Origin of the sequence: Streptomyces sp. NPDC060031, from assembly GCF_042736805.1 — a bacterium.
Taxonomy (GTDB): Bacteria; Actinomycetota; Actinomycetes; order Streptomycetales; family Streptomycetaceae; genus Streptomyces.
Genome location: NZ_JBHWVM010000143.1, coordinates 1 through 12,465, shown reverse-complemented (window position 1 = coordinate 12,465; position 12,465 = coordinate 1). Strand labels below are relative to the sequence as shown.

4 protein-coding genes are annotated in these 12,465 nt (G+C 73.7%); all 4 read left to right on the top strand.

Annotated features, from left to right (window positions below; all coding sequences use genetic code 11):
- The first annotated feature begins 149 nt into the window (after positions 1-149).
- The gene (locus ACFWB8_RS35180) at positions 150-1,214 is read left to right on the top strand and encodes a MupA/Atu3671 family FMN-dependent luciferase-like monooxygenase (RefSeq protein WP_385236776.1); all 1,065 of its coding nucleotides are present in this window, start codon (positions 150-152) and stop codon (positions 1,212-1,214) included.
- A gap of 98 nt (positions 1,215-1,312) precedes the next feature.
- Positions 1,313-1,552: an MbtH family protein gene (locus tag ACFWB8_RS35175; protein WP_385236773.1), complete on the top strand. Its 240-nt coding sequence runs from the start codon at positions 1,313-1,315 to the stop codon at positions 1,550-1,552.
- A gap of 190 nt (positions 1,553-1,742) precedes the next feature.
- Positions 1,743-6,743 (top strand): amino acid adenylation domain-containing protein, encoded by a 5,001-nt coding sequence (locus tag ACFWB8_RS35170; RefSeq protein WP_385236771.1) that lies wholly within the window; start codon positions 1,743-1,745, stop codon positions 6,741-6,743.
- Positions 6,740-12,465 (top strand): amino acid adenylation domain-containing protein (locus tag ACFWB8_RS35165; RefSeq protein WP_385236768.1); only part of this gene is annotated, 5,726 nt, incomplete at its 3' end. The genes ACFWB8_RS35170 and ACFWB8_RS35165, both read left to right, overlap by 4 nt.

Below are 12,465 nucleotides of genomic sequence, written 5' to 3'. Positions count from 1 at the left end.
GCACGCCATGCGTGCCGCGGGCGTCCGTGCGTCCGTTCCGGATCGGCCGCTGGCCGAAAATGGATTCGATAACGCGGTAAAACCCCGGCTCCCTAGCGTCGTGCTCGCCGATCAACACACGACCGCCGAGCCGATCCGAAGGAGCCGGGGTGGACTTCAGTCTGTTCTACTTCGCCAACGACAGCACCGATTCCGGCGATGCCGGGCGCTACGAACTCCTCCTGGAGGGCGCCAAGTTCGCCGACCGCAACGGCTTCACGGCGGTGTGGACGCCCGAGCGGCACTTCCACCCCTTCGGTGGCCTCTACCCCAACCCGGCCGTCACCGGCGCCGCCCTCGCCGCGGTCACCGAGCGCATCGGCATCCGCGCAGGCAGCGTCGTCGCCCCGCTCGGCCACCCGCTGCGCATCGCCGAGGACTGGTCGGTCGTCGACAACCTCTCCGCGGGCCGGGCCGGGGTGTCCTTCGCCTCCGGCTGGCACCCCACCGACTTCGTCCTGCGCCCCGAGGCCCACGCGCGCCGCAAGGAACTCCTCACCGAGACGGTGGAGTCCGTACGCGCCCTGTGGCGGGGCGAGAGCATCACCCTCGCAGACGGCAAGGGCAAGGACGCGGCCGTACGGGTCTACCCGCCGGCCGTCCAGCCCGAACTGCCCGTGTGGATCACCAGCGCGGGCAGCGCCGACACCTTCCGCACCGCGGGCGAACTCGGCGCCGGGGTACTGACCCACCTGCTCGGACAGGACCTCGACGAACTCGCCGGGAAGCTCGCCGTCTACCGGGCCGCGCTGCGCGAGCACCACGGCGACAAGCCCGGACACGTCGTACTGATGCTGCACACCTTCCTCGGCACCGACACGGAGGAGGTGCGCGAGCTCGTGCGCCCCTCGCTCTCCGCGTACCTGAAGACCTCCTTCGGCCTGCTGTCGGGCACGGTCAACTCCGACCGCGGCACCTTCGACCCGCAGAGCGTGCAGGAGTCCGACGTGGACTACCTCGTCGAGCGGGCCTTCGAGCGGTTCTACGACCGCCAGGGCATGTTCGGCACGGTCGAGCGCGGCCTCGCCGTCGTCGAGCGGCTGGAGGCGCTGGGCATCGACGAAGTGGGCTGCCTCATCGACTTCGGGGTCGATGCCGAGCGCACCCTCAAGAGCCTCGAACACCTCAATGACCTGCGAGTTCGTGCCGCTGGACCCCGTATGGGGTCGATATAGCGACTCCTCGCAGAGTCGTACGCAACTCCGCCCGGCCCACGTGAACGCGCGTGGTTCCGCGCGCATCCACGGACATCCCAACCGCTATGGAGACCGACATGAGTGACGTCCAGACCGACGAGCGCACCTACCGCGTGGTCCGCAACGACGAGGAGCAGTACTCGGTGTGGTGGGCCGACCGCGACCTGCCGGCCGGCTGGCACGCGGAGGGCTTCGAGGGGTCCAAGGAGGCCTGCCTGGACCGGATCGGCGAGGTGTGGACCGACATGCGTCCGCTGAGCCTGCGCCGCCGGATGGAGCAGGCGGCCGCCGGCGACGCCCTCGCCAACGCCTCCTGACCCACCCCCGCCCCGTCTCGCTCGCCCTTCCCGTTCCCTCACCCCCCACCGCACAGACCGCGCCGGCCCGGCCGCCCCCGCCCGGGCCGGCGCAGCACTTTCCGCGCAGCACTTCCCACGCAGCCACACGCACGCAGTCGGCCACATCCGATTCGAGCCGGCCCGTCAACTCATCAAGAGGACCAGAGAGATGACTCCGCAGACCCGTCAGAATGACGCCGGCTCGACCCTCGCCGAGCTGGTCGCCCAGCAAGCGCTGCACACCCCCGACGCCCCCGCCGTCCTCGCCGACGGCCGGGCCCCGCTGACCTACGCCGACCTGAACGCCTCCGCGAACCGCCTCGCGCACCGCCTGACCCGGCTCGGCGTCGGCCCCGACACCCTGGTCGGCGTCCACCTGGAGCGCTCCGCCTCGCTCGTCGTCTCGCTGCTCGCCGTCTGGAAGACCGGCGCCGCCTACCTGCCGCTCGACCCGGCGCACCCGGCCGAGCGGCTGCGCTCGCTGGTCGCCGAGGCGCGTCCCGCGGTGGTCCTGACCGCCGGCCGGGCCGCCGGTACCGAACTCGGCGCCCCCCAGGTGGACCTGGACGCCGAGTGGGAGCTGATCGCCTCCCTGCCGGACACCGCCCCGCGGGCCGAGGCTCAGAGCGGCCACCTCGCGTACGTCATCCACACCTCGGGCTCCACCGGCCGCCCCAAGGGCGTCCAGGTCACCCAGGCGGGCATCGCCAACCGCGTGCTGTGGACGGTGCGCACGCACGGCCTCGGCGCCGGCGACCGGGTGCTGCACAAGACCGCCATCGGCTTCGACGCCCACTGCTGGGAGGTCTTCGGCCCGCTCGTCAGCGGTGGCGCCGTCGCGCTCGCCCCGGTCGGCGCCGAGCGCGACCCCCAGGCACTGGTGGCCGCCGCCGCCCGGCTCGGGGCCACCGTGCTCCAGGTGGTGCCCTCCGTGCTGCGGCTGCTCGTCGCCGAGCCGGGCTGGCGCGAACTGACGGCGCTGCGCCTGCTGTTCAGCGCCGGCGAGCCGCTCCACGCCGAGCTGTGCCGGCGCGCCCTGGACGGCCACGGCGAGCGGCTGGCCGTCTGGAACACGTACGGGCCCACCGAGTGCTCCATCGACGTCACCGCCCAGCCCTACGACCCCGCGCAGGCGAGCGGCCCCGTCCCGATCGGTCGTCCGCTGCCCGGCACCCGCCTGCTGGTCCTCGACGAGCAGGGCCGCCCGGTGCCCGTCGGCGTCCCCGGCGAACTGCACATCGGCGGCACCAGCCTGGCCCGCGGCTACCTCGGCCGCCCCGACCTGACCGCCGAGCGCTTCGTGCCCGACCCGTACGGCTCCGCGGGCGGCCGGCTCTACCGCACCGGCGACCTGGTCCGCTGGCGCGCCGACCGCACCCTGGAGTACCGGGGCCGCGCCGACCACCAGGTCAAGGTCAACGGCGTGCGCATCGAGCCCGGCGAGGTCGAGGCCGCGCTGCTCGCCCACCCCGAGGTCACCGGCGCCGTGGTCACCGCCCCCGAAGGCGCCGACGGAGCCAAGCGGCTGACCGCCCACCTCACCACCGCGGACGCCGAACTCCCCGCCGACCTGCGCACCTTCCTGCGCGGGCTGCTGCCCGAGGCCCTCGTACCGACCGTGCTGATCCCGCTCGCCGCCTTCCCGCTCACCTCCAACGGCAAGCTCGACCGGGCCGCCCTGCCCAGCCCCGTCCAGGACGACGCCGACCGGCCGTACACCGCCCCGCGCACCGAGGCCCAGCGGATCGTCGCCGAGGTCTGGCAGGGGCTGCTGCCCGTCGAACGGGTCGGCCTCCACGACGACTTCTTCCGCCTCGGCGGCGATTCCCTGCTCATCACCCGGCTCGCGGCCCGGCTGCGCGAGGCCACCGGCAAGGACGTCACCCCGGCCGAGCTGTTCACCTCCGCCACCGTCGAGGCGCAGGCCGCCCTGCTGACCGCCGCCGGGGTCCGGCCCGCGCTGGTCCCCGTCGACCGCTCCGGGGTCCTGCCGCTCTCCTTCGGCCAGCGCCGGCTGCACTTCCAGGACCGGATGAACCCCGGCGGCGCCGAGTGGGTCTCCCCGCTCATCATCGGCCTGCCCGAGGCCGCCGACACCGCGCTCGTCCAGCGCGCCCTGGACGCGCTCGAAGTGCGCCACGAGGCGCTGCGCACCCGCTACCCGGCCGACGCCGACGAGAGCGGCCAGCGGATCGTCGCCCCCGGCCCCGTCGAGCTCGCCGAGACCACCGCCACCCGCGAGGGACTCGGCGCCCTGGTCGCCGGGCACTTCGGCCGCGGCTTCGACCTCCAGGACGGACCGCTGTGGCGGGCCCTGCTGGTCCGCGTCGAGGGCCGCGGCCCGGTGCTGGTGATCGCCCTGCACCACATCACCTGCGACGGCTGGTCCTCCGCGCTGCTGGAGCGGGAGTTCGGCGAGCTGTACGCCGCCTTCGCCGCCGGGCGCGCCCCCGAGCTGCCCGAACTCGCCCTCGGGTACGCCGACTACGCCGCCTGGGAGCGCACCGCGCTCACCGAGGAGACCCTGGCCGCCGACCTCGCGTACTGGCGGGGCGCCCTCGACGGGCATTCCCCGCTGGCCCTGGCCACCGACCACCCGCGCCCGGCCGAGCGCGACCACCGGGGCGCCGTCGTCCCCGTGGTGATCCCCGCCGAGACCGCCGACGCGCTGGCCGAACTGGGCCGCCGCCACGGTGCGACCCCCTTCATGACCCTGCTCACCGGGTACGCGACCCTGCTCGCCCGGCACGGCGGCGAATGGGACGTCACCGTCGGCACCCCCGTCGCCGGCCGCGGCCGCCCCGAAACAGCCAACCTGGTCGGTTTCTTCCTCAACTCCCTCGCCCTGCGCGCCGGCCTCACCCCCGGCCTGGGCTTCGGCGAGGCCCTGGACCGGGTCCGCGAGGTCACCCTGGCCGGCTTCGGCCACCAGGAGGCGCCCTTCGAGCGGGTGGTCGAGGAGGTCCAGGGCGACCGTGACCTCTCCCGGACGCCCGTCTACCAGGCCGCCTTCGACCTGCACGACGAGACGCTGACCACCGGCGGCGCCGACCTGGACGACCTGGAGACCTTCCGGCAGGCCTGGCGGATCGCCAAGACCGACCTGACCCTCTTCCTGCGCCGCCGCCCCGACGGCACCCTCGCCGGCGTCCTGGAGTACGCGACCTCACTGTTCGAGGACGCCACCGCGCAGCGCCTGGTGGACCACTTCGTCCGCCTCCTCGCCGCGGCCGTCGCCGACCCGGCCACCCCGCTCGGCGCACTGGAGCTGACCGGAGCCGCCGAGCGCCACCGCCAGCTCGTCGAGTGGAACACCGCCGCCCACACCACGGTCGCCGAGCCCGCCGAGGCCACCGTCCTCGACCTGTTCGAGGCGCGGGCCGCGGAACGCCCCGAGGCCACCGCCCTGCGCCACGACGGCCGCAGCACGACCTTCGCCCAGCTCGACGCCCGGGCCAACCGCCTCGCCTGGCGGCTGCGCCAGTCCGCCGCCACCACCGAGCACCTGGTCGGCGTACTGCTCGACCGCGGGCCCGACCTGCTGGCCGCCTTCCTCGGCAGCTGGAAGACCGGCGCCGGCTACGTACCCCTGGACCCCGCCCACCCGGCCGAGCGGCTCGCGGGAATGCTCGCCGACGCGGGCGCCCGGGTCCTGGTCACCACCGCGGACCACGCCGTGCGCATGGCTCCCGTCTTCCCCGGTGAGCTCGTCGTCGTCGACCGCGACCGGGCCGTGCTCGACGCACTGCCGAGCACCCGGCCGCCGCGCCGCCAGGACCCGCTCGCCGTCGCCTACACGATCTTCACCTCCGGTTCCACCGGCCGCCCCAAGGGCGTCGCCGTCGAGCAGCGGGGCCTCGCCAACCACGTCGCCTGGGCCGCCCGCGACCTCGCCGGCAGCCACGGCGGGGGCGCCGCCCTCTTCTCCTCCACCGCCTTCGACCTGGTCGTGCCGAACCTGTACGCGCCGCTCGTGGCCGGCCAGCCGCTGCACATCCTGCCCGCCTCACTCGACCTCGCCGACCTCGGCAGCACCCTCGCGCAGGGCGCCCCGTACAGCTTCGTCAAACTCACCCCCGGCCACCTCGACATCCTGTCCCAGCAGCTCACCGACGAGCAGGCCGAGAGCCTGGCGCGGACCGTGCTCGTCGCCGGCGAAGCCTTCCCCGGCGCGGCCGCCACCCGCTGGCTCGAACTCCTCGGGCCCGGCCGGCTGATCAACGAGTACGGCCCCACCGAATGCTCCGTCGGCACCTGCATCCACCCCGTGGACGCCCCCGAGAACGGAGTCGTCCCCATCGGCCGCCCGCTGCCCGGCCTGTCGATGTACGTCCTCGACCCGGAGCTGCGCCCCGTGCCGCTCGGCGCGATCGGCGAACTCCACGTCGGCGGCACCGGCGTCGCCCGCGGCTACACCGGCCGCCCGGGCCTGACCGCCGAGAAGTTCCTGCCCGACCCGTACGGCCCGGCCGGCTCCCGCCTCTACCGGACCGGCGACCTGGCCCGCCAGCTGCCCGACGGCACCGTCACCTTCCTCGGGCGCGCCGACCACCAGATCAAGGTCCGCGGCTTCCGCGTCGAGGCCGGCGAGATCCAGGCCGTCCTCACCGCCCACCCCAAGGTCCGCGACGCGGCCGTCACCGCCGACCGCGGCCTGACCGCCTACCTGGTCCCCGCCGACGGGGAACTGCCCGACACCGCCGAACTCACCGCGCACTGCGCCCGGCTGCTGCCCGACTACATGCTGCCCAGCGCGTACGTCGCCCTCGACGCCATCCCGCTCACCGCGAACGGCAAGCTCGACCGCGGCCGGCTGCCCGACCCCGCCGAGGCGCAGGCCGACGGCGACACCGGCCGCACCGGCCCCCGCGACATCGTCGAGGAGCACATCGCCTCGATCTGGCAGGAACTGCTCGGCGTCGAGCCCGACGTGCACGACGACTTCTTCCAGAGCGGCGGCAACTCGATCCTCGGCATCCGCCTGATCTCCCGGATCCAGGCCGAGTTCCTCGTCTCCCTGCCGCTCCGCGCCATCTTCGAGGGCCCCAGCGTCGCCGGACTCGCCCGCGCCGTCGAGGCGCTGGTCCAGGCCGAGCTCGCCGCCGCCGACCCGGCCGCCCCCACCCACGACTTCTCCGTCTCCACGCAGCTGAAGGAGCACCAGGCATGACCACCAGCGCCGAGCGTACCCAGACTCCCGACCAGCTCCGCGCTGAGCTGCTCCGCAGACTCACCGCCGGACGTGCCGGCGCCGCCGGCCGCCGCGAGATCCCCCGCGTCGACCGCGGCCTGCCGCTGCCCCTGTCCGCCGGACAGCAGCAGATGTGGTTCCTGAACCGGCTGGAGCCGGAGAGCCCCGAATACCTCGTCCCGCTCGCGATCCGGCTCACCGGAGACCTCGACGAGAACGCCCTGCGCACCGCCGTGGACCAGGTCGTCGCCCGCCACGAGGTGCTGCGCACCCGCTACGACCTCTTCGGCGACGAGCCCGCGCAGCTCGTCGACGAGCCCGGGCCGGTGCCGTTCCTCGTCGAGGACCTCGCCGCGCTGCCCGCCGCCGACCGGGAGGGCGTCGCCCGTCAGCTCACGGCCGAGTACGCCCGGGAAGCCTTCGACCTCGCCGCCGAATGGCCGCTGCGGGTCCGCCTCGTCCGGCTCTCCGCCACCGAGCACGTCCTCGTGCTCGTCTTCCACCACATCGCCTGCGACGCCTGGTCCACGCAGATCTTCGCCCAGGACCTCTCCGCCTACTACCGCGGCTCCCGCCCGGCCGGCGAACTGGCCGTCCAGTACGCCGACTTCGCGGCCTGGCAGCAGAAGAACACTGCGCTTGCCGACGGACCTGCCCTCGACCAGCACCTCGCCTACTGGCGCGACCGGCTCGACGGCGTCGCCCCCCTCGACCTGCCCGCCGACCGCCCCCGCCCCGCCCTCCGCAGCTCCGCCGGCGCGGCCGTCACCCTCGACCTGCCCGAAAAGCTCGCCGCGTCCCTGCGCGAACTCGCCACCGAGCACCGCACCACCCTCTTCACGGTGCTGCTCACCGCCTACCAGACGCTCCTCGCCAAGTACACCGGCACCAGTGACATCGCGGTCGGCACCGTGGTCTCCGGCCGCACCCGGCCCGAACTGCAGCAGCTCATCGGCTACGGCATCAACAGCCTGGTGCTGCGCGGCAGCTGGGACGGCGACCCGCGCTTCAGCCGCCTGCTGGAGCGCAGCCGCGTCGACGTCCTGGACGCCTTCGACCACCAGGACATGCCCTTCGCCCGCCTCGTCGACGCCCTGCAGCCCGAGCGCGACCTCTCCCGCACCCCCCTCTTCCAGGCCGCCTTCACCCTCCACGAGTCCCGCACCGCCGCCTACGACCTGCCCGGCATCACCGTCGAGCCGTTCGAGACCCCCGCCGACACCGCCCGCTTCGACCTCCAGCTCCTGGTCGAGGAGATCCCGGACGGCACCCTGCGCGGCCGCTTCGAGTACCCCACCGCGCTCTTCGACGCCGCCACCGCGCAGCGCCTCGCCGACCACTTCGGCCGCCTGCTGCACGCCATCGCCGCCGACCCGGCCGCCCGGCTGTCCGCACTCGACATGCTCGCCCCCGCCGAGCGGGCCCTGGTCATCCAGCCCGCGCCCGAGGAGGCTCCCGACCCGCGCTTCGTCCACGAGGTGTTCGAGGCCCAGGTGGCCGCCACCCCCGGCGCGGTCGCCGTCACGGCCGACGGGCACGAGCTCACGTACGCCGAGCTCAACGCCCGCGCCAACCGCATCGCCCACCACCTGCGCACCCTCGGCGCCGGCCCCGACACCCTCGTGGGCGTCTGCCTGGAGCGCGGCCCCGAGCTGATGCCCGCACTCCTCGGCGTCCTGAAGTCGGGCGCCGGCTACCTCCCGCTCGACCCGGCCAACCCGGCCGACCGTCTCGGCTACGTCCTCAAGGACGCCGGCGCCCTCGCCGTCCTCACCGAGACCCGCCACGCCCCGATGATCGAGGAGATTCATGAGGGCCCGCTCGTCGTACTCGACCGAGAGACCGGCTCGGAGCACTGGCAGAGCCTTCCGGCTGCGAATCCGGCGCTGGCTGGCCACCCGGATCAGCTGATCTACGTCATCTACACCTCGGGCTCCACCGGCAAGCCCAAGGGCGTCTGCCTCAGCCACCGCAACGTCCTGCGGCTGCTCACCACGGCCTACCGGCACTACGAGTTCTCCGCCGCGGACGTCTGGCCGCTCTTCCACAGCTACGCCTTCGACGTCTCCGTCTGGGAGATGTGGGGCGCCCTGCTGCACGGCGGCAAGCTCGTCGTCGTCCCGGCCGCCGTCACCCGCTCGCCCGACGAGTTCCTCGATCTGCTCGTCGAGCAGCAGGTCACCGTCCTCAACCAGACCCCGTCCGCCTTCCGCTCCCTGGTCGTCGCCGCGGCCGAGGGCGACCCGCGCATCGACCGGCTCGCCCTGCGCGCCGTCGTCTTCGCCGGCGAGAAGCTGACCGTGCCGGACCTGGGGCCCTGGACGGACCGGCGCGGCCTCGCCGCCCCGGCCCTGCTCAACATGTACGGAATCACCGAGACCACCGTCCACACCACCTTCTACGAGGTGACCGGCGCCGACCTCGCCCCCGACGCGAGCAACCCCATCGGCGTCCCCCTCGACGACCTGCGCGTCCACCTCCTCGACGCCTGGGGCGAGCCCGTCCCCGTCGGCGTCTTCGGCGAGATCCACGTGGCCGGCCCCGGCGTCGCCCGCGGCTACCTCGGCCGCCCCGGCCTGACCGCCGAGCGGTTCGTGCCCGACCCGTGGGGCCCGGCCGGCTCGCGCCTCTACAAGAGCGGCGACATCGCCCGCAGACGCCCGGACGGCAGCCTCGAATTCCTCGGCCGCGCCGACGGCCAGATCAAGATCCGCGGCTACCGCGTCGAACTCGGCGAGATCCAGGCCGCCCTGGCCGCCCTGCCCGGCATCCACGACGCCGTCGTCGTCCTGCGCGAGGACACCCCCGGCGCCAAGGAGATCGTCGCCTACCTGATCACCGCCGAAGGCGCCGCCCACGACCCCGCCGAGCTGCGCGAGGCCCTGGCCCGCGACCTCGCCCCGTACATGATCCCGGCCGCCTTCGTCACCCTGGAGCGACTACCGCTCACCACCAACGGCAAGCTCGACAAGCGCGCCCTGCCCGCCCCCGGCAGCGACGCCCGACGCGCCCCCGGTGCCCGCACGGCTCCCCGTACACCCGCCGAGCAGCGCATCGCCGAAGTCTGGGAAGAGGTCCTCGGCCTCGACTCCCTCGGCGTCGACGACAGCTTCTTCGAGCTCGGCGGCGACTCCATCCGCGCCGTCGCCCTCGTCGGAGCCCTGCGCGCCGCCGGCTTCGACGTCACCGTCCGCGACGTCTTCGACCGCCGTACGGTCGCCCACCTCGCCGAGCTCGTCACCGGCCGCACCGCGCCCGCCGAAAACCCCGAGCCGGTCCGCCCGTTCCAGCTGATCCGCCCCGGCGACCGCGACCGGCTCCCCGACGGCCTCACCGACGCCTACCCGCTCTCCCAGGTGCAGACCGGCATGGTCCTGGAGATGTCCCTGCCCGGCAGCGCGAACAACTACCACAACGTCACCAGCTTCCGGATCCGCGACGAGCAGTCCTTCGACCACCGGGCACTCGTCGAGGCCGCCCGCATCGTCACCGCCCGCCACGAGGTGCTGCGCACCTCCATCGACCTCGACGGCTACTCCGTCCCGATGCAGCTCGTGCACGCCGAGGCCGAGATGGCCGTCGGCAGCCGGAGCCTGCGCGGCCTCGACGAGAACGAGATCCGCGCGGCGATCCTCGACTACACCGCCCGCGAGCGCGCCGACGTCTTCGACCTCTCCGTGCCGGCCCTGATGCGCCTGTACGCGCACGACACCGGCACCGGCGGCTGGTGGCTGTCGGTCACCGAATGCCATCCCGTCCTGGAGGGCTGGAGCCACCACTCCCTCCTCATGGAGATCCTCGACCTGTACGCGGCCCTGCGCGACGGCCGCCCGGTCCGCGAGCCCGCGCCCACCGCGATCCGCTTCGCCGACTTCATCGCCGAGGAGGCCCGGGCGCTCGAGGACGAGTCCCACCGCGCCTACTGGTCCCGGATCACCGACGAGTACGCCCCGATCGCCACCCCGGCCGGCTGGGGCGAGGCCGCCGGCTCGCCGCGCGCCATCCACGTCATCGAGGTCCCCGTCGAGGACCTGTACGACCGGCTGCGCACGCTCGCCACCCGCAGCCGCGCCTCGTTCAAGAGCGTCATGCTCGCCGCCCACCTCAAGGTGATGAGCCAGCTCACCGAGCAGACCCGCTTCACCGCCGGCCTGGTCTGCGACGCCCGCCCCGAACTGCTCGACGCGGACCGGGTCTACGGCATGTACCTCAACACGCTGCCCTTCGCACACGATGCCGGCGTCGCCGCCACCTGGACCGAGCTCGTCGCGCAGGTCTTCGCCGCCGAGGTCGAGCTGTGGCCGCACCGCCGCTTCCCGCTGCCCGCCGTGCAGCGCCTGGCCGGCGGCCGCCAGCTCATCGAGGTCTACTTCAACTACCAGGACTTCCACCAGGTCGACCTGGACCGCGTCGACTACCTCGCCAGCATCGACGACAGCCCGACCGAGTTCCCGCTGACCGTCTCCAGCCGCGCCGGGCACATCATCGTCACCGCCAACGGCCGCGTCCTGTCCCGGGCCAACGCCGAGCGGGTCGCCGCGATGTACCGCCGGGTTCTGGTGGCCATGGCCGCCGACCCGGAGGGCGACGCGCGGGCCGTGCTGCTGCCCGCCGACGAGCGGGCCCGGGTGCTGGAGGAGTGGAACGACTCCTCCACGGCCGCTGCCGCCGGGACGGTGCCCGAGCTCTTTGCGGCGCGGGTCGCGGCCGTCCCGGACGCGGTGGCCGTCACCGGTGGTGGTGTGTCGCTGTCGTACGCCGAGCTGGACGCGCGCTCCGAGGCGTTGGCTCACCGGCTGGTGGCCGGGGGTGTGCGTCCGGGTGATGTGGTGGGTGTGCTGCTGGAGCGTGGTGTGGAGCTGTTGGTCGCGTTGCTCGCCGTGCAGAGGTCCGGTGGTGCGTACCTGCCGATGGACGCCTCGCACCCCGCTGCCCGTCTGGGCGGGATCGTGGCCGACGCGGCGCCCGTCGTTCTCGTCACCCAGGATTCGCTGGCCGCGACGGCCGCCGAGATCCACTCGGGTGCGCGGATCTCGGTGTCCGAGGCGGCCGAAGTTCCCGGCCGGCTTCCGGTGATCGACCGGGATGCGGTGGCGTACGTCCTGTACACCTCGGGTTCGACGGGCAAGCCGAAGGGCGTGCAGGTCACGCACGGGGCGCTCGGCAACCTCCTCGTCGGCATCCGCCGGGTGCTGGGCGAGGCCCGGGCCGACGAGTCCTGGCTGGCCTCCACGTCGGTGTCCTTCGACATTTCGGGGCTGGAGCTCTACCTGCCGCTGATCGGCGGTCACCGCGTGGTCGTCGCCGAGACCGGGGACGACCTGGCCGGGCTCGTCCGCGAGCAGGAGGTCACGCACGTCCAGGCCACGCCCTCCGGCTGGAAGCTGCTGCTGGAGTCCGGGCTCGCCGGCGCGGGCCTGACAGCCCTGGTGGGCGGTGAGGCGCTGCCGGTGGAGCTGGCGCGTGAACTGCGTGCGCGTGTAGGGAGGTTGGTGAACGTCTACGGTCCGACGGAGACCACGATCTGGTCGTCGGCGTGGGAGGTTCCGCAGGATCCGGAGGCGGTGTCGATCGGTTCTGCGATCGACAACACGCAGTTCTATGTGGTCGATGCGTTGATGCAGCCGGTGCCGTTGGGTGTGGTGGGTGAGCTGTGCATCGCCGGTGACGGTGTCGCGCAGGGTTACCTGGGGCGTGCCGA